The organism is Prochlorococcus marinus str. MIT 9314, assembly GCF_000760035.1.
Taxonomy (GTDB): Bacteria; Cyanobacteriota; Cyanobacteriia; order PCC-6307; family Cyanobiaceae; genus Prochlorococcus_A; species Prochlorococcus_A marinus_B.
The window spans coordinates 18,254-36,814 of record NZ_JNAO01000011.1; the positions used below are offsets into that span (position 1 = coordinate 18,254).

24 protein-coding genes and 1 tRNA gene are annotated in these 18,561 nt (G+C 28.9%); 17 read left to right on the forward strand and 8 right to left on the reverse strand.

All coding sequences use genetic code 11. The features are described from left to right. The first annotated feature begins 10 nt into the window (after window positions 1–10). Entirely contained in the window at window positions 11–3,577 is a 3,567-nt protein-coding gene (gene metH, locus EU98_RS03520; RefSeq protein ID WP_032515936.1) for a methionine synthase, read from the forward strand. A gap of 9 nt (window positions 3,578–3,586) precedes the next feature. Here the strand turns inward: metH and EU98_RS03515 are convergent, their stop codons facing one another. Continuing rightward, entirely contained in the window at window positions 3,587–3,805 is a 219-nt protein-coding gene (locus tag EU98_RS03515) for a hypothetical protein (protein ID WP_032515937.1), read from the reverse strand. Window positions 3,806–3,904: 99 nt separating this feature from the next. Here EU98_RS03515 and EU98_RS03510 point away from each other — a divergent pair, with 99 nt between their 5' ends. Together EU98_RS03510 and EU98_RS03505 are read left to right on the forward strand one after the other, a co-directional pair. Further along, window positions 3,905–4,288, forward strand: coding sequence for a DUF2237 family protein (locus EU98_RS03510; protein ID WP_032515938.1), 384 nt, complete (start codon window positions 3,905–3,907; stop codon window positions 4,286–4,288). A gap of 48 nt (window positions 4,289–4,336) precedes the next feature. Further along, window positions 4,337–5,167: a DUF4922 domain-containing protein gene (locus EU98_RS03505; protein ID WP_032515939.1), complete on the forward strand. Its 831-nt coding sequence runs from the start codon at window positions 4,337–4,339 to the stop codon at window positions 5,165–5,167. Window positions 5,168–5,170: 3 nt separating this feature from the next. Here the strand turns inward: EU98_RS03505 and EU98_RS03500 are convergent, their stop codons facing one another. Beyond that, the gene (locus EU98_RS03500) at window positions 5,171–5,350 is read right to left on the reverse strand and encodes a hypothetical protein (protein ID WP_032515940.1); all 180 of its coding nucleotides are present in this window, start codon (window positions 5,348–5,350) and stop codon (window positions 5,171–5,173) included. A 144-nt stretch (window positions 5,351–5,494) separates the two neighbouring features. Here EU98_RS03500 and EU98_RS03495 point away from each other — a divergent pair, with 144 nt between their 5' ends. Next, window positions 5,495–6,505, forward strand: coding sequence for a molecular chaperone DnaJ (locus EU98_RS03495; RefSeq protein ID WP_032515941.1), 1,011 nt, complete (start codon window positions 5,495–5,497; stop codon window positions 6,503–6,505). A 413-nt stretch (window positions 6,506–6,918) separates the two neighbouring features. Here the strand turns inward: EU98_RS03495 and EU98_RS03490 are convergent, their stop codons facing one another. Together EU98_RS03490 and pheT are read right to left on the reverse strand one after the other, a co-directional pair. After that, on the reverse strand, window positions 6,919–7,167 hold the full coding sequence (locus EU98_RS03490; protein WP_025894526.1) for a hypothetical protein: 249 nt from the start codon (window positions 7,165–7,167) through the stop codon (window positions 6,919–6,921). A 105-nt stretch (window positions 7,168–7,272) separates the two neighbouring features. After that, on the reverse strand, window positions 7,273–9,717 hold the full coding sequence (pheT, locus tag EU98_RS03485; RefSeq protein WP_032515942.1) for a phenylalanine--tRNA ligase subunit beta: 2,445 nt from the start codon (window positions 9,715–9,717) through the stop codon (window positions 7,273–7,275). A 101-nt stretch (window positions 9,718–9,818) separates the two neighbouring features. Here pheT and rpmG point away from each other — a divergent pair, with 101 nt between their 5' ends. The 5 genes from rpmG (at window position 9,819) to lptC (ending at window position 13,698) form a co-directional block, all read left to right on the forward strand. Beyond that, the gene (gene rpmG, locus EU98_RS03480; RefSeq protein ID WP_002805540.1) at window positions 9,819–10,013 is read left to right on the forward strand and encodes a 50S ribosomal protein L33; all 195 of its coding nucleotides are present in this window, start codon (window positions 9,819–9,821) and stop codon (window positions 10,011–10,013) included. A 17-nt stretch (window positions 10,014–10,030) separates the two neighbouring features. Next, the gene (rpsR, locus tag EU98_RS03475) at window positions 10,031–10,252 is read left to right on the forward strand and encodes a 30S ribosomal protein S18 (RefSeq protein WP_002806014.1); all 222 of its coding nucleotides are present in this window, start codon (window positions 10,031–10,033) and stop codon (window positions 10,250–10,252) included. A 41-nt stretch (window positions 10,253–10,293) separates the two neighbouring features. Next, window positions 10,294–11,478 (forward strand): ribonuclease catalytic domain-containing protein, encoded by a 1,185-nt coding sequence (locus EU98_RS03470; protein WP_032515943.1) that lies wholly within the window; start codon window positions 10,294–10,296, stop codon window positions 11,476–11,478. 68 nt (window positions 11,479–11,546) lie between these two features. Then, the gene (gene metG / locus EU98_RS03465) at window positions 11,547–13,091 is read left to right on the forward strand and encodes a methionine--tRNA ligase (RefSeq protein WP_032515944.1); all 1,545 of its coding nucleotides are present in this window, start codon (window positions 11,547–11,549) and stop codon (window positions 13,089–13,091) included. Continuing rightward, a complete protein-coding gene (gene lptC, locus EU98_RS03460; protein WP_241466394.1) occupies window positions 13,075–13,698 on the forward strand; it encodes an LPS export ABC transporter periplasmic protein LptC in 624 nt (207 codons plus the stop codon). The genes metG and lptC overlap by 17 nt, the downstream gene beginning before the upstream one ends. On the opposite strand, the gene EU98_RS03455 is transcribed toward lptC, so the two are convergent. Then, complete coding sequence (locus tag EU98_RS03455) at window positions 13,695–14,321, reverse strand: cofactor assembly of complex C subunit B (RefSeq protein ID WP_032515946.1); 627 nt, start codon at window positions 14,319–14,321, stop codon at window positions 13,695–13,697. The two genes, lptC and EU98_RS03455, sit on opposite strands and share 4 nt — an antisense overlap. Window positions 14,322–14,435: 114 nt before the next feature. On the opposite strand from EU98_RS03455, the gene EU98_RS03450 reads away from it, so the two are divergent. The 7 genes from EU98_RS03450 to EU98_RS09865 all read left to right on the forward strand — a co-directional run bounded on the left by EU98_RS03450 (window position 14,436) and on the right by EU98_RS09865 (window position 17,025). Further along, window positions 14,436–14,747: a hypothetical protein gene (locus EU98_RS03450; protein WP_032515947.1), complete on the forward strand. Its 312-nt coding sequence runs from the start codon at window positions 14,436–14,438 to the stop codon at window positions 14,745–14,747. 10 nt (window positions 14,748–14,757) lie between these two features. After that, window positions 14,758–15,318 carry a bifunctional adenosylcobinamide kinase/adenosylcobinamide-phosphate guanylyltransferase gene (locus EU98_RS03445; protein ID WP_032515948.1) on the forward strand — a complete coding sequence of 187 codons (561 nt, stop codon included), beginning with the start codon at window positions 14,758–14,760 and terminating at the stop codon, window positions 15,316–15,318. 2 nt (window positions 15,319–15,320) lie between these two features. Further along, the gene (locus EU98_RS03440) at window positions 15,321–15,803 is read left to right on the forward strand and encodes a tRNA (cytidine(34)-2'-O)-methyltransferase (RefSeq protein ID WP_032515949.1); all 483 of its coding nucleotides are present in this window, start codon (window positions 15,321–15,323) and stop codon (window positions 15,801–15,803) included. A 29-nt stretch (window positions 15,804–15,832) separates the two neighbouring features. Further along, a tRNA-Met gene (locus EU98_RS03435) sits at window positions 15,833–15,906 on the forward strand. A gap of 67 nt (window positions 15,907–15,973) precedes the next feature. Continuing rightward, window positions 15,974–16,261, forward strand: a complete 288-nt coding sequence (clpS, locus tag EU98_RS03430) for an ATP-dependent Clp protease adapter ClpS (RefSeq protein ID WP_032515950.1) — start codon at window positions 15,974–15,976, stop codon at window positions 16,259–16,261. Window positions 16,262–16,272: 11 nt separating this feature from the next. Next, window positions 16,273–16,524 carry a DUF1651 domain-containing protein gene (locus tag EU98_RS0108980; protein WP_025931916.1) on the forward strand — a complete coding sequence of 84 codons (252 nt, stop codon included), beginning with the start codon at window positions 16,273–16,275 and terminating at the stop codon, window positions 16,522–16,524. A gap of 351 nt (window positions 16,525–16,875) precedes the next feature. After that, a complete protein-coding gene (locus EU98_RS09865; protein WP_193743016.1) occupies window positions 16,876–17,025 on the forward strand; it encodes a hypothetical protein in 150 nt (49 codons plus the stop codon). Window positions 17,026–17,048: 23 nt separating this feature from the next. On the opposite strand, the gene EU98_RS03425 is transcribed toward EU98_RS09865, so the two are convergent. The 3 genes from EU98_RS03425 to EU98_RS03420 all read right to left on the reverse strand — a co-directional run bounded on the left by EU98_RS03425 (window position 17,049) and on the right by EU98_RS03420 (window position 18,221). Continuing rightward, window positions 17,049–17,438, reverse strand: a complete 390-nt coding sequence (locus EU98_RS03425; RefSeq protein WP_032515951.1) for a hypothetical protein — start codon at window positions 17,436–17,438, stop codon at window positions 17,049–17,051. Continuing rightward, on the reverse strand, window positions 17,435–17,587 hold the full coding sequence (locus EU98_RS09870) for a hypothetical protein (protein WP_193743017.1): 153 nt from the start codon (window positions 17,585–17,587) through the stop codon (window positions 17,435–17,437). The genes EU98_RS03425 and EU98_RS09870 overlap by 4 nt, the downstream gene beginning before the upstream one ends. A 268-nt stretch (window positions 17,588–17,855) precedes the next feature. Continuing rightward, window positions 17,856–18,221: a hypothetical protein gene (locus EU98_RS03420; protein ID WP_032515952.1), complete on the reverse strand. Its 366-nt coding sequence runs from the start codon at window positions 18,219–18,221 to the stop codon at window positions 17,856–17,858. A gap of 75 nt (window positions 18,222–18,296) precedes the next feature. Between EU98_RS03420 and EU98_RS09875 the strand changes: the two genes are divergently transcribed. Beyond that, window positions 18,297–18,449 (forward strand): hypothetical protein, encoded by a 153-nt coding sequence (locus tag EU98_RS09875; RefSeq protein ID WP_193743018.1) that lies wholly within the window; start codon window positions 18,297–18,299, stop codon window positions 18,447–18,449. Window positions 18,450–18,561: the final 112 nt, after the last annotated feature.

An 18,561-nucleotide genomic window follows, 5' to 3' on the forward strand; every position in this document is an offset into this window, starting at 1 on the left:
TTACCTAAAAATGGAATCTTTCAGAACCTATCTAAATAGAGATGAAAAACCATTAATTATTTTTGACGGAGGTACTGGAACATCATTTCAGAACTTAAATCTTACTGCAGATGACTTTGGAGGAAAAGAATTAGAGGGATGTAATGAAAACCTTGTTTTATCATCGCCAGAGGTAGTTGAGAAGGTTCATAATTCATTTTTAGAAGCAGGTTGTCATGTTATAGAAACTAATACATTTGGAGCCTCATCAATAGTTCTTGATGAATATGATATTGCGGATAAGGCTTATGAGATAAATAAAAATGCGGCATTTATTGCAAAAAATGCTGCTGCCAAATACTCTTCAGTTGATAAACCAAGGTTTGTAGCAGGTTCAATTGGCCCAACAACTAAATTACCAACCTTAGGACATATAGATTTTGATGAATTAAAGCAATCATATAAAGAACAAATTTATGGTCTTATAGATGGAGGAGTTGATCTTCTTTTGATTGAAACTTGTCAGGATGTTTTACAAATTAAATCTGCCTTGTTAGCTGCAAAAGAAATTCTTGAAAGTAAAAATATTGATATACCTTTAATGGTATCTATAACAATGGAAACAACAGGTACTATGCTTGTTGGATCTGATATTGCTTCTGCATTAACAATATTAGAGCCTTTTAATATAGATATCCTTGGACTTAATTGTGCAACTGGCCCTGAGCAAATGAAGGAACATATTAAATATTTGTCTGAAAATTCTCCCTTCGCTATAAGCTGTATTCCCAATGCAGGTCTTCCTGAAAATATTGGTGGTGTTGCTCACTATAGATTAAAGCCAATAGAATTAAAGATGCAGTTAATGAATTTTATATATGACTTTAATGTTCAATTATTAGGTGGATGTTGTGGGACAACACCTGAACATATAAAATACCTTTCTTCAATAATCGATGAAATTATTGATAACGAACGGACTAACAATAATGGAAAAAAAAATTCAAGCGGTTTTATTCCATCTGCCTCATCAATATATAACTCTGTGCCATATAAACAAGACAATTCAATTTTGATAGTAGGAGAAAGATTAAATGCAAGTGGATCAAAAAAGGTAAGGGAGTTATTAAATAACGACGATTGGGATGGCTTAGTTGCAATTGCAAAGCAACAACAAAAAGAAAACGCTCATGTTCTTGATGTAAATGTCGATTATGTAGGCAGAGACGGAGTGAAAGATATGAAAGAAATAACTTCAAGACTAGTTACCAATATAAATTTACCATTAATGATTGACTCTACAGATGCTGACAAAATGGAAAGTGGATTAAAGTCAGCTGGTGGTAAATGTATTATTAATTCAACCAATTACGAAGATGGCAATGAAAGGTTTGATCAAGTTCTAAATTTAGCCTTAGGATACGGTTCAGGTCTTGTTGTCGGAACAATTGATGAAGATGGAATGGCAAGGAATTCAGAAAAAAAATATAAGATTGTCAAACGAGCGATTAATAGAACAAGAGAATGTGGTTTGTCAGATTATGAGCTATTTTTTGATCCATTAGCTCTGCCAATATCTACAGGGATAGAAGAAGATAGATTAAACGCTAAAGAAACTATTAGTGCTATATTAAAAATTCGTGAAAATTTCCCAGATATTCATATCATACTTGGGATATCAAACATTAGTTTTGGTCTTTCACCATTATCAAGAATTAATCTAAATTCAATATTTTTAGATGAATGCATTAAAGCAGGATTAGATTCTGCTATCATCGCACCAAATAAAATTTTGCCATTATCAAAAATTTCTGAAGAAACTAAAAAGCTTTGCTTAGATTTGATTTATGATAAAAGAAAATTTAAAGATGATATTTGTATTTATGATCCATTAGTAGAATTAACAAAGGCTTTTCAAGATTTATCTATTCAAGATTTCAAAAAAGCATCTTCAGAAAATAAAAACCTAACTCTTGAAGAAAGTCTGAAAAATCATATTATTGATGGAGAAAAAATAGGATTAGAAGATCAATTAAATAAAGCGTTAAAAAAATATAAACCTCTTGAAATAATTAATACCTTTTTACTAGATGGGATGAAAGTTGTAGGAGATTTATTTGGTTCAGGTCAAATGCAATTACCATTTGTACTCCAATCCGCTGAAACAATGAAATTTGCGGTTTCAATTTTAGAACCATATATGGAAACTGTAGATGAAAATATATCAAATGGAAAACTCTTAATTGCAACTGTCAAAGGCGATGTACATGATATTGGAAAAAATTTGGTAGATATAATACTTTCAAATAATGGTTATGACGTTATAAATCTTGGAATAAAGCAAGATGTTTCAGCAATTATAGATGCACAAAAGAAGCACAATGCAGATTGCATAGCTATGAGCGGATTACTTGTTAAATCAACTGCATTTATGAAAGATAATTTAGAGGCTTTTAACAATGAAGATATTAGTGTACCAGTAATATTAGGAGGCGCAGCCTTAACCCCAAAATTTGTAAATGAGGACTGCAGCAAAATATATAAAGGGAAAATATTGTACGGAAAAGATGCGTTCACTGATCTTAAATTCATGAATGAATATATGGATAATAAAAAAAAAGGTAATTGGTCAAATACAGAGGGTTTCATAAACAATGAGGGTATAAATATTAATTTAGCCTCACCAAAATTCAACTCTCAAGCTGTTAAAGAACCAATATCAATAAATACCGAGATTTCCAAATTAAATTTAAAAGAGAATATCATAAGATCTAAATTTATAAATGAAGAAGAACCAATTAAACCCCCTTTCTTGGGAACGAAAGTATTGAACGACGTTGATATAGATTTAAATAAATTAATTTTTTATTTAGATAAAAAAGCTCTATTTAGCGGACAATGGCAAATAAAAAAAGGAAAAAACCAAAGCGTAGATGAATACAATAACTATTTGGATTCATATGCTAAACCATTGTTAGATAAATGGTTAGAGACAATTATAGAAAAAAAACTTATTTCACCCAAAGCAGTTTATGGATATTTCAAATGCGGGAGAAAAGATAATAGTATTTTCTTATTTGATAAGAAATCATTAAATAAAATTTCCCAATTTAATTTTCCAAGACAAAAATCTGGGAATAATCTATGCATAGCTGATTTTTATTGTGATTTGAAAAATGATAAACCGATAGATATATTTCCTATGCAGGCAGTAACCATGGGCGATATTGCTAGTGAATATTCTCAAAAATTATTTAAAGAAGATAAATATAGCGATTATTTGTTATTCCATGGACTTACAGTGCAATTAGCAGAAGCTCTAGCTGAGTATGTCCATGCACTAATACGTATTGAATGTGGTTTTAGATCTGAAGAACCAGGCAAAAATAGAGAAATACTAGCTCAAAAATATAGAGGAGCTAGATATTCTTTTGGTTATCCTGCATGTCCAAAAGTCTCTGATTCAAACATACAATTATCATTGTTAGATGCAAAAAGAATAAACTTGACCATGGATGAATCTGAACAACTTCATCCAGAACAAAGTACCACAGCTATAATTTCACTACACTCAAAAGCTAAATATTTCAGCGCATAAGCTAAATCTTTAGTTGTTTTCTAAATATTCAATAATTTCTTCCTGTAGTTCTTCCATGGTATTATTATCACCCAAATCAAGTCCCTCTCCGGCAGCGTCCTGTGTTAACTCAAGATAATATGAAGCACCATCACTAGATAAAAATTCTAATGCAGAAGTTTCATCACTATCTTTAAAAGCTTCATAAAGAGCTTTAAATGCTATGTTTTCAGTAAAGTCCCAATCCATAATGAAAAAAACCTTATTAGAATTATTACCTCCTTACCCCCCATACTCGTCAACCTTTTTTAAAGAAATGTTGGTGTTTTATTATTATTAAAAAAATCTATGACTAAAAAAAATCAAGATCAGTTGAATGTTTTGGGAGAAAAAATTGATGTTTGTAGTTGCGCACCTATGACAGGGTGGTTCAGAGATGGATTTTGCAACTATGACAAAAATGATGGAGGGAATCATTCCATATGTTGTGTAATGGATGATAATTTCCTGAAATATAGTAAATCACAAGGAAATGATTTAATAACTCCCATGCCTATTTACTCATTCCCAGGACTAAAGGAGGGTGATCATTGGTGTATTTGTCTTGATAGGTGGAAGCAAGCATTATTAGACGGTCTTGCACCAAAAGTCATATTAGAATCAACTAATATTGTAGCCTTAGAATCAGTACCTCTGGAAAAATTGAAAGAATATCAATTTAATAAAAAGTAATTACAAATTTATTATTTTTTTTAAAATAATTATGATAATTTTTTTAATATGAGTTCAGAAATATATTGGAAAAAAGCATTAGAGCAAAGTCAATTATCAATTGATGATAAATCATTATATCCTCTTAAAACCGATATTATTACAAGAGATTTATATGAAAAAGACGACTTCATAATTAGAAAACTCGATACTTCAAAATTTAATAAAAAAAAAATTTATGGTCCTAGGCAGAATCCATTTTGTCCTTGGGAAAAGGAACTAGAAATTGATAAAATTGGTGATAATCATCAACTAATATTAAATAAGTACCCTGTACAAAAAGGTCATATTTTACTGATTACAAATGAATGGAAACCTCAAAATGGATGGTTAGATAATAATGATTGGAGAGCGATCCAACAAGTTAATAAGGATACTAGTGGATTATGGTTTTTCAATAGTTCTCCAATTGCGGGTGCAAGTCAACCTCACAGGCATTTTCAACTTCTGCGTAGATCTAGAGGTGAGATATCATGCCCAAGAGAACAGTGGTTTTTAGAAATGAACTCATATCAAGATCTAAATAGTAAGCTTAAAAAAAATATTATTGTATCCAAATTTAATTTTTTAGAAAATTCATCATCTCTTTTTGAATTTTATTTAGAGTTATGCAAGAAATTAGGACTTGGGGAACCTATAAGTGATAAGAAACCGAAATATCCTTACAATATTTTAATAACTAATAAATGGATCGCTATTATAAAAAGAAAAAATGATCATATTCATGGTTTTAGTATTAACGGTTTAGGTTTTGCAGGATATCTACTAGTAACTGAAAAATCAAATATTAATTATTTAAAGAAGTTTGGACCTGAAAAACTCCTTGAATGTTTTGTTTGAATACTAGTTAGTTACTTCAACTTCTTTATCTCTGCTTATTTGGCTTTCTAGAACTTCTATAGATGCTGTTACAGAGGCGATTTTACGTTCAAGTGAATCCTTAATATAATTGAGCATTTCTAATTTTTTATGTTGATAAAATCTCTTTTTTTCTTTAGATGATTTGAAATAACAGTTAAACATTTTTTATTTTTATTATAAAAAGATACTTAATTGACTTGTGACATGAAAATAAATTGGTTTTAATTTAAAAACAATAATTCGTATGGACTTTAAATTTTTTTTGAATAAAATTAAATAAATCCATTACTATTCAAGAATATATTATTGAATATTCCAGAAAATTCAAATACAAAAAGAATTTCAATTGATTTGCCTGAGGACCTAATTTCCAGGTTTGATCAATTACGAAAAGAGTGGGGATTTCGAGCAAGAGGACCTGTAATAGAAAAAATACTTAAAGAACTTCTTCAAGAAGATGATTTACTACCTAAGAACCAACAGCAAGAAATAGACTTTAACGAGAAGAATAATAACGAAAAATTAAATATTGATGAAGATACTGCATTGGTATTAATTAAATCAGACGTAAATAAAGAAGTTAATAAAATATCTTTGAATAAAACAGTTACCAATAAAAATCAATATAAAGAAAAAACCAACTCAAACATAAGCCTTCCGAATTTTGTTGAAAAAAAAGTAAAGAATTTAAGAAGAAGTATTAATAGTGAAAAATTAAAGGAAAATATTGCTGATATTCAAATTAATACAATTAAAGAAACTGAATTAATAAAATGTCGAATTGAGTTAATTAGTCATTGGAAAAACTTATATGGATCAGTTCCTAATGATCATGTGGTAGAAGCTTCGATGGATTGGTTTGGAAGGGATATATGGCCAAATCTTGATGGAACTGAAAATCTACCCTTTACGTGGAGTGCAGCCAATAAATTAATGTCTGAATTATGTCCATTTTGGATAAAGAAAAATCCATCCCTTGAGATTGTGTTATTAATGATTGGCGTTTTAGAAGACCCTTTTGCTACATCAGATTTAATTAATAGGATACCAACTCTTGTGAGAAGATTTGTAAGTAGATTTAAGCGAAATAACAGATCAAATTCATTTGAAACTTTGGACTCAACAATGACAGTACATGGAGCACTTAAATTATTGAATTTATCAACATCCGCAGGATCAGCTCATACTTTCCGTAAAATTAGGGAGGCCTATAAATCAATAGCCTTAGAGAAGCATCCCGATGCTGGAGGATCAACAGATCAAATGAGAAAATTAAATGAAGCGTATCAATTGCTTAAAAATCTATACAGATATTAGTATACTAATTCTTAAATAAGACTAAGTATAAGTCTAAATAATAGTCTTATATAAGATAGCTGTTAAGTTTAAAATTTCTGTTATTCATTAATTATTTTTTTTCATTCTTAAAAACATTAATGATGTATAAATTAAATTAAAAGAAAATATAATTTTTAAAAAAATTCTTCGTATAGCAAATCTTATATAAGACTTATTATTAGTCTAATTTATAGTCTTACAATAGATAAGTAAGATAAGTTAATTTATCAATTTGAATGAATCATCCAAAACCTCTTTATCCCTGGTAAAAATCTAATACTGAAGAAAATAACAATATTTTATGTCCTTTCAATGTCCAAGAAATAAATAAATGCTTAAAAGTATTGCTATAACTGCCATTAATATCATCAAGTACTGCCTTAAAGACAGTACTACTTAGATTGAAGCTTCTCAATGGCCGTTTGCCTATCAATACTAGGGACATCACTTAATCCATTAGCATCAAACCAAGGGGCGCTAGCCCAATCAAAACCTTCACCAAAAGTATTATCTGGTGCAGTTATATACCAGTGACATGAAGCATCTGGTATGTCAACAGCACATTTTGACCAATCATCTGACCACTGAGGGACTTGAACCCACAGCACTGAAGATAGAAGTAGAGATAGTAGATTAATCATGAACTTTATCATACAATATTAATTACTTTTATAGGATTATTATTTATCTTATATAAGAATCATTTATAGACTAGTTTATAGTCTTATATGAGATTAGCAATACATTTAATTCCTCAATTTAGTGTCAAAACATTTTTCAACATTAGAAATAATATTTGAATGTATTGATGTAATGTCAGAGTCCAGTAATGTTTTATCTTTATCTCTATAAGATAATCTAAATGTATAACTTATATGATCTTCTCCAAATTTAGGATCTTCAAAAACATCAAGTAAATTTACATCCTCTAAGAGATTTTTTCCTGTTTTTCTTATTTGTAATGTTATTTCGCTAATCAAAAATTTCTTACTAAAGACAAAATTTATATCCCTTTCCATTTTCGGAACAATTGGGTATTGCTTGTATATTGGAATCCATTTATTTTTTCTTGTACTAGCTCCCAAGAGGTTAGAAATATTTATGTTAAATAAATAAACTTTTTTTAATGACTTCTTTTCTAATATTAGTTTGGGATGTATTTCACCAAAATAACCTGCATCTTTACCTTCTATAACTAATTTTGCTGTTCTTCCAGGATGAAGAAAATCAATTGAATCAGTAGGTTTATCTTCAATTTTAATGTTCAAAGATGATAAAGCCTCCTTTAACTTTCCTCTGGCCTGAAAATAATTAAGATCGTTATCCTTACCCGAATTTATCCATTTTCCAAATTTTTTATTTCCATAAATCGCACCATTCAGAACTTCTTTTTGAATAAACTCAGTTTTCTTGTGAAAAACATTTCCAATTTCAAATATATAACAACTTGCTTGTCCAGCTTTTATATTACGGTTCACTATTTCCAAATGTTCTTTCCAGATATTATCTCTAAGACAGCTTGTTTCTAATAACAAAGGATTAGAAATCTTTATAAGTTTTTCATCATCTTCAGGAACAAGAGAGTAGCTTAGTACCTCGTTAAAACCATTTTCTATAAAACCATTTCTTACTTTTCTCAATGCCAACTGTTCTGATGACAATTTTCCAGGCTTAATTGGATTAGGAAGTTTTAAGTCGAATCTGTCATACCCTATTAATCTTGCTATTTCTTCAATTAAATCTATTTCTCTTATTAAATCATGAGATCTATTAGGAATTACTGCTACATCCCAGCCATATTCTTTATTCTTTAAGGTACAACCTATGAGTGTTAATTTATCAACTATTTCATTATCAGATAAATTTCTTTTTTCAAATTTATCGTTAATAATTAATGGACCAAGAATTTTATGTATTCGATTTCTCCGTAGTTTAATAAATATATCCTCATTACTTATTAAATTTGAAGTATTGATTATTGGTGAATTAATAGAAAAATATTCTTCTAAAAGATTAATTGCCCTTGTTACTGCACTTATTGTATTTTTTGATGATATCCCTTTTTCATACCTGCTGCTAGATTCTGTTCTTAAGCCAGCCGCCTTGGAAGATTTTCTTATAGTAACTGGATTAAAAACAGCACCTTCAAGGTAAATAGATGAGGTGTTATTACTTACAGAAGTCTCTAAACCGCCTATGACCCCTGCAATAGCTACCGGTTTATCACAACAAGTAATGACTGTGATATTGTCATTTAAGTCATATTCTTTACCATCTAAGCAAATAAGGCTTTCGTTATCCTTGCCTTTTCTTACAGAGAAATCTTCTGGAGAAACTTCCTTACCAATTAAGTTTGACAATTTATCTTTATCAAACGCATGCAAAGGTTGACCTTGTTCTAATAGAATATAATTTGTCAAATCAACTAGAAGATTAATAGATTTTATACCTGATTTTTCTATACGGTCTTTAAGCCAATTTGGCGATAATTTCTCTCCATTTACTCCATCAATGGAGCTTATTGTATAGATACAATTAGATTCTATAGCCTCTGGACAAAGTTTAATTCCCTTAAGTAAATGAGTATTGTATTTATGGTTTAATTCTGGAAAATTTAAGGTGGATTCTAAAAGGGCAGAAATTTCACGAGCTATACCTATAACAGACATTCCATCAGGTCTATTAGCTGTAATGGCTAAATCATATATAAAATCATTTAATTGAAGCAAGTCAGATCCTGGAGTGCCCAATTCATGTTTTAGGGCCAAATCTTCATCAATGATCTCTATCCCTTCGCTAGAGTCCTCTAAACCCAGTTCCTGCAGTGAACATATCATTCCATCACTCATGACACCTCTAATTTCACTTCTTTTAATAGTTAAATCAACTGCATTTAATTTCGCACCGACAGTAGCAACATAAACATAAATATTTGCTTTAATATTGCTCGCACCACAGATAATTTGTAAATTCTTTGAATTACCAATATCGACTTGGCAAATTGAAAGTTTGTCAGATCCTTCGTGCTTTAAAACAGATAATACCTTTCCTAAAACAACACCATTTACATTTTTTGAACAGTCTTCTAATGATTCAACCTCAAATCCACCAATAGATAATTTCTCAGAGAGATCTTCAGGAGTAGAAGTAATTTCTACTAAATTTTTCAACCAATTTTGAGAAACTTTCATATATATTTTTTAGTCAATGATGATAAAAGAAATAAGTATATCTTCAAAAAAGTTTGTTGAAGATGTACAATAGAAAATTATACAATAAAGTATTAATTAAAATGGCCAAAAAAGGGACAAGAGTTGTAGTGACCCTAGAATGTACTGAAGCTAGGACTAGCACAGATCCTAAGAGATCAAATGGCGTCTCAAGATATACTACTGAAAAGAATCGTAGAAATACAACCGAAAGATTAGAACTAAAAAAGTTTAATCCTCATTTAAACAGGATGACAATTCACAAAGAAATTAAGTAATCAAATCAAATTAAATCATGCCTAATTCAATTTTTAAAAAACAATTATCACCTATCAAACCAGGAGATCCTATTGACTATAAGGATGTAGAACTACTAAAAAAATTCATAACTGAGAGGGGCAAAATCCTACCAAGAAGAATGACAGGTTTAACTTCAAAGCAACAAAGAGATCTCACATTAGCTGTTAAGAGAGCCAGAATTGTAGCTCTTTTACCCTTTGTAAATCCTGAAGGATAATTTTTTATTGAATATAGTTGGCACTGTAATATTTCAAATATTTGAAAGATTTAACTGATTTAAAAACATATATTATTGACTCTGATGATCCACATGAGGTTGATGACGCTATTTCATTAGAAATAAAAGAAGGAAATAAGAAAATTTTATGGATACATATTAGTAATCCATGCAAACTCTTTTTGCATGACTCTAATGCTGATTTAAATGCAAGAAAGAGAAATAGCAGTTTATATTTAATTGATCAATATGTCCCAATGCTTCCTAAAGATATTCTTGAAAATGCAAATCTAGCTCAAAATAAAGTTTCAGAAACTATTAGTGCAGCAATAGAATTCAATGACGATGGATCAATAAATAAATATGAAATAACTGAAGCAATAATAAAACCTAAATATCAATTAACATATGAAGATGCAAATGAAATATTAGAAATAGAACCCAAAGAAGAAATAGAATTAATTGAGATTAAAAAATTATTAGAAAAAAGTATTAAATTTAGAAAGAAACAAGGAGCAATTATTTTTGAAAGTCCTAATAATAAAATTAAATTATATGAGGATAAGATTTTACTAATTAAATTAGAGAAAACTAAATCACAAATTATAATTGCAGAATCAATGATATTAATGGGTTATGTAACAAGTTTATTTATACATAAATATGATTTAGCGGCTGCATTTAGGATTCAAAAAATAAATTGCAATCCAACTGAAATACTCAATAGATATAATGATAGTGATATTAAATATATAATTTTAAAACAATATATGGGAAGAAGTTACATAACTACTAAGCCTGGAATCCATGAATCATTAGGCCTTAAAATGTATGTACAATGTACATCACCACTTCGAAGATATCTTGATTTGATAATACAAAGGCAAGTTTATAACAAAATTAATAATTACGAAGTTCTTAGTAAAGATTCAGTCTCTAAGATTATTGATTATTCAAAGAATAGACAATCAGAAAATAATAATATATTTAAAAATGATAAATTTAAGTATTTAAAATTATTTTTTAAGAATGAAAAAAAAGCTTTTTATAAAATTATATTCGTTAAGTGGATTAATAATAAAAAAAATATTGCTTTGGTTTATTTTCCAGATTATTCACTAGAAATACTTATTACTCTTTTTGTATCAATAGAAATATACAGTAATAAAATATATAAAGTTAAATATATTATAAATGATAGTAATCTTTTAGAATTTATTTATTAATAAGATAATCAATATAATGGGTTGTTATTAGTTCAAAAAATATCTGTTAGTATAAATAAAAAAGCTTCATGACTTTTGTCATTACTACACCTTTATATTATGTTAATGATAAACCTCATTTAGGAAGTGTATATACAACTATAGTTTGTGACTCAATAGCTAGGTATAAAAGGCTTGCAGGTAAAGAAGTTGTTTTCATCACTGGTGTTGATGAACATGGTTTAAAAATACAGAGAACAGCTAATGAAAAGGGTATTGCGCCAAAATCTCATTGTGATGAAATCTCAGAAGTCTTTAAAAATAATTGGAAAGATTGGAATATATCCTTTGACAAATTCATAAGAACAAGCTCAAAAAATCATGAATTTGTTGTTAATGAATTTTATGAAAGAGTAAAAGCATCAGATGATATCTATATGGGAGTTCAAAAAGGTTGGTATTGTGTCGGTTGTGAAGAATTTAAAGATAATCCAGAAAATTCATCAACATACAAGTGTCCAATACATCAAAAAAATCTAGAATGGAAAAATGAAGAGAATCTCTTTTTTAGGCTTTCAAAATATCAAAAAGATATCGAGAAAATTATCAACGAACCTTCTTTTATAGAGCCAATAGAAAGAAAGAATGAAATTATAAATTTTGTTTCTAGAGGTTTAAAGGATTTTTCAATTTCAAGAACAAATGTTACATGGGGAATTCCAGTCCCTGGTTACGATAACCATACCTTTTATGTTTGGTTTGATGCTTTACTTGGATATATAAGTGCCATTAGTTCTGATGCGACAGAACATTCATTGGAAAAATCAATTAATGGAGGATGGCCAGCTGATGTTCATTTAATTGGTAAGGATATTCTGAGATTCCATGCTGTATATTGGCCTGCAATGCTCATTTCTGCCAAAATGAAAGTTCCTAAAAAGGTTTTTGGGCACGGATTTCTTACAAGAGAGGGGCAAAAAATGGGTAAAAGCTTAGGAAATGTGCTCGACCCTGATTTATTGCTTACAAAATATGGAAATGATCCTGTAAGGTGGTACCTCATTAAAGACATCTCATTAGGAAATGATGGAGATTTTCAAGATAAAAGATTTGTTGACATCATCAATAATGACTTAGCTAATACAATTGGTAATTTATTAAATAGAACATCATCTATGTCTAGAAAATGGTTTGATAATAAAGTGCCAAATAATGAAAAAATTTTAAGTGAAAATAAATTAGAGAATTTTGCCAAAATTGCAGTTGAGAACTATATTTATAACTTTGATAACTACAAATTAGATTTAGCAGCTAATGAAGTACTTAGCCTAGCAATTAATACAAATTTGTATTTGAATGATAATCAACCATGGGTGCTAATAAAAAAGAAGGATAATCTACCTCTAGTTAAAGAAATTATTTATAACGTTTTAGAAAGTACCAGAATTATAGGATTATTATTACTACCTTTATTGCCCGAATTATCTATAAAAATTAATGAACAACTTGGCTCTATATATAGAGAGGAAATTTCTTGGGAAAAACAATTAATTTGGGGATTATTAGTTAGCAACTCAAGTCTTCCTAAACCCACTCCAATCATAAATAAACTAGAGTATGAGCAAAAATTATAGATTCATAATTTTCCTCACATTATTTATGCTTGGTTGCGCCTCAAATGTAATTGATGAAAATAAAGTTATACAAAAAATAGACAGTTTAGATATGACTATATTCTCTAAAAGTGGAGATAAAATATATTCTATTACCAGTCCAAATTCAAGTTATGACAATATTGAATTAGAATTTGAATTAAAAAAACCTATTATTAATATTCTTAATGGGAAAGAAACTAAATATATTATTAGTTCAGAAGAATCTACATTATCAGATAATAATAAACTCTTGAAATTGAAAGGGAATGTTAAATTAAAAACTTTAAAAAATAATGAGGATATTTTAAATGCTGATAATTTTATTTGGAATATAGAAAATACTGACTATCTATTAGAGGGAAATATAAGATTTGAAAATCAAAATATCATCTTAAATTCAGGAAAAGCCATATTGGGTTCAGATAACATAATTGAATTTTTCAATCCAGTAAAATATATAATTAAAGATGAAAATAACGAAAATAAATATGAAATAAACTCAGAAAATGCTTACTATAATTTAAATACTGAATCAGTAAGCTTTGAAGCAAAAGATAAAAGAGTTAAATCAATAATATATTTTTAAATTTTATTTTTTGAGAAAATATTATTAATTTTTTTGGACCAGTTATTAATCCATTTTTCATCAGACTTCGTAAAACACTTAGCACTCCAGCCTCCTATCAATATGAAAGCCTTATTATTTATAGGTACAACTAAAATAGATGGAATTTCAGCGCAAAAATTATAAAATTCATCTCTTCCAGGATAAAATTTAGTGTTTGCCAATGATATTAATTTTTTATCTTTTATAGATCTCAGACAAGTTTCCCCAGGTTTAAAATCATTACTTGAAGTGATACCCCTCCTCAATATATTAACGCCATCATTGTGGATTAATATTGCTGCTGCTGCTGTAGAAGTTAATATCGCTTCAGAACCCCATGCAAGTTCATCAATAACTTCATCCGGCAAGTTTCTATCGAAGAGAAACTTATTTTCTCCTTTTAAAACAGCTTTCTCACCAGCTACGGATTGGAATTGTTTAAATAAAAAACCTATCAAAATAATAATTAACGAAGCTATTGCTGCTAACACTTGTGCTCTTTCAAGCTCAGGAGTGATTGTTTCTATTGAAATAAAATTTGCTATCTGAAAAATAAAGAGTATTACACCTACTGATATTAATGATTTCCCATTGAATCCCATATTTTTAATATGTTATTTCTAATTAAATTATGCAGATATTATATTGTTTAGTAGAATTAAAATTACTCAAACATATGGTTTTTAATATATAATTAACTAAAAAAATCTCTCAAAATGAACCTAAACATCAATAAATATATACTTTCCCTTATCTTTACTGGCTTTATTTTTATTCTTATCCCTTCCACTACATACGCAAACGAAATTAATAATATAAATGAATATTTTGGTATTACTCAACAGAAGACTGTTATAAATTACGAAAAAAGTCAGCCATCATCTATCGACAACCCTCTAGTGGATCCAAACTTTAACACTATGAGATCAAAAGATACTGAGAGTTCAACTGCTACTTATATAGTTATAGGTTTGTTAATTGCTGCCACAATTATTCCTCTAGCAACATGGTGGTATTTCTCTAAATAATAGAGAATTTATGAATGCCAAGGATTTAAGAATTAGTGAATATTCATCTCATATAGTTTTTATTACAGGAGGGACAAAGAGTGGGAAAAGTGAATTTGCCGAACATCTTGCAAAGGAGGTAAAAAAATTATCATATGTTGCCTTATCTGAAAGCAATTTGGAAGATAAAGAATGGCAAGATAAAATTAATTTACATCGAAAAAGAAGGCCAAAAGATTGGAAATTAATAGAAACGACAGATCTATTAAATACATTAAGGAATGAAGAAGGTCCATTATTAATAGATTCTATTGGGGGATTCGTTATGAAAAGTATTGGCAAGGAACAAAATGAATGGTCAACAAAAATGAATTCACTTATAAGTCTCTTAATGAAAAGAAAAAGCATAACAATTATTGTTGGAGAACAAGTAGGTTGGAGTTTGGTCTCTGAATATAAAATTGGTAATACATATATTGAGAGAATAGGCGAACTTCAAAAGAGAATAACCAAAATATCAAAAGATAATTGGCTGGCCATAAACGGCAGAGCAATCAAAATAGATGAAATAAGTATTGAAATACCTGCTTAAAATTGGAAGTCGCTCTTTTTGAACCTAGAATCCCACAAAATACTGGAAATATCGCCAGATCATGTGCTGCATTTAATATACCTTTAAATCTTATAGAGCCCTTGGGTTTTAAGCTAGAAGATAAATATTTAAAAAGAGCAGGATTAGACTATTGGCCTCTAGTTACTGTTAATCAGTATGAGAATTTTGAAAAATTTTTAGCGTCAAAATCAACAAAAAGAATAATTTCTTTTAGTAAAAAAAATGGATTATATTTGAAGGATTTTAAATTTAAGCAAGAAGATATTTTGCTTTTTGGGAGAGAAGATTTAGGATTACCCGATTCCATTATTGATAAAAGCGACTTTTTAGTATCAATATTTATGCCGAATATACAGACTGTAAAAAATGATCAAAAAGGTGTTAGAAGTCTAAACCTTTCTGTAGCATGCGGAATTGCTATATATGAGGCCCACAAACAAATAAATTTTCAAAATGGTAATTAAGTACAACCAATGCCTTACAATATTCCCATGTCTCGGTAGCTCAGCTGGTTAGAGCGGCGGATTCATAGCCCGCAGGTCGCGTGTTCAAGTCACGCTCGAGACATTTTTAATATTTAAAATCGAAGAAAATAGGTGAAATTTTTGTTTTAATTAAACTATTAAAGACAATAATGGTTAATTCACTCGGCACAGTCTTAGATCCAAAAAAATCTAAAGCAAAATATCCAGAAGCAAGAGTTATAGTTCTTGATGACAATTTTAATACTTTTCAGCATGTCGCAAATTGTCTTCTAACAATAATCCCAAGCATAAGTGAACAAAGAGCATGGGATCTAACCATTAAAGTTGACAAGACAGGATCTGCAGAGGTATGGAGAGGTAATCTTGAACAAGCAGAGCTATATCATGAGCAACTATTCAGCAAAGGATTAACAATGGCTCCAATTGAGAAAACATAAAATAAGTAAGATTGACAGAAAATTATTGGCTTATAAATTCGAATCGTTCAAGGGTTAAAAGGTTTTCAAAGAATAATCAAAATAAAGATAAATTTTTTGAATATATGTTTATTGACTCTGGAAGAATTCTTGGTGTTTTAGGAAAAGAACCACCTCTTATGACAACCAGAGAAGAACTTAAAGTTGATAAAGCTAGAGATGAATGGAGAAAGTTAATAGCTCAAGGTTGGAGGAGAACCAAACCAGTTTGGGAAGACTATTAGTATCCAATATTGTTACTAGGATTAGTTATATAAATTATGAGGTTTAGGGCGTAGTTAACGGGTAAATTTAATGGTTTCAAAAGTAACAAAGCTATTCCTTGAGTCACATTAAATTCTTTATTTTTCATAAAAAAATAAAAGTCTCATTTTAATTATAAAAAGACTGTCAAATACAAAGTAAAAATAATGAAAAAAGATACATAAGCATTTATTGATTAGGGATTTTCAAGATATCTAATATCTAAAACTTATTTTAAAAAATCATAGATTTAGGGTTACTTGTTATTATTTAAAAAAAAATCCACGTTATAATTTAGTAATCCCTACTAATTTTTAATTAATAAATACCAAATGAAATATCTCATCAAAAGCAAAAGATCAAGAGCTTTATTTGGTATTGGAATAGTTGCTATAAGTATTGGATTAATATCAAAAAAAGTAATTAACTATCCAATTGGAGGATGTATGAAAGGTACTCAAGAAATAACCTTTAATATCTAGCCATTAATCATCTTACATTTTCCTTAATTCTTAAATCCAGTCAACTTTGATAACTCTTTTAGTGAAAGTACACCTAAAATTAGTTTTCCATTTATTTCCCATGTGGGAAACCCTTTAATTCCTTTATCAATACATAACTGAGTTTGACTATTTATGCCATCTCTTGCACATTCAACCACATTAAGTTCTCTATAAGCTTGCTTACCAAATAATTCACTTTGATTAAGGCAATTAGGACACCAATATGCTGAATATTTAACTACACCATTATCTTTAAGGTATTTGGCCAACTCGATTGATTCCCTAGTGCTTTCTGAGATGACTATAAGTTCTCTCTGATTATTTAAGTGGGAGCCATTTACAACACTTGATAAAGGAAGCAAAAATAATAGTGGGATTAATAGGTTTTTCATTTATTTACTACTTTTCCTCCATATTTTCTTACTACCTTATCAAGCAAAATTCGTATATCTTTATTTTTAAGTTTCTCTATTTGCTGAAGATTTTCAAGAAGATCACATATTTGATCATGCGTATCTTTATTTAATTCACTTACTGCCATTTATATTTATAGTTTTTATAATCCAATTTTAAATCAAAATTAAATTTACATACTTATTGTATTTATATTTTTTTATTGCTATTTTTTTAAAGCGGGCTAAGGTTCATATCTCCACGAGGATTTAGTCCGCTGAATTTTTAAAGATTCAATTTATTTTGGATCCTTCCTTAAGAAATTGATTAGAAATATTAAAAAATATTTATCTCTGCTTAATTTCTAAATTCCATTGAAAAGCATTCTTATATAAACATTAATAGTGTGACACTATTTATTCAATAATGTTGTTATTTTGCTTCATAACTTTCTTAAAATACTTATACTCAATAAATTCATGCATCATTTTGATATCATCAGATAATACTTTTTTATTAACTGCATATTCGTCCACATTAAGTGAAGAACTATTATTTTCAGAAAATTTTTCATGATCAAAAGAATAGTTTATGGAATCACTATTATAATTATGATTTTTACCATAAGTTTCATTTAATACACCTCGAGACCTTAACGCTTCCTCAACTAATAAACCTGTGACTTTTGACTGACTAAACTCATTAGCTGTGCACAATTTTTCAATAATTTCATGCACTTCTTCACTTGGCAAAAAACCAATTCTTTTCCTCGGAGAGGGCATAATAAAAAAAAATAGTGTGACACTTGCACATTATAAGTGTTGCACTATATTTGATTTAAGTCAACTAATTTTGCTATGCATATTTTATTAATTCCTGTCGGATTTATTCTTTGGTATCTAGCTTATGAAGCAAAACCTATCATTAATGAGGAAGTAACACTTAATTGGGAAGAAAAAAATACAATTAAAAGAAATAAACTTTTAAATATAATCAACGAAAGCTTTTAAAATTTACTGTTAATCGATTTTGACCATTCCTTGTGCTTATTATCTAGATCTGAGATTAACTGTTTTTGATAAGTAAATTTGAGTTGATTTTCGTTAAGTGATTTTTTTGTGA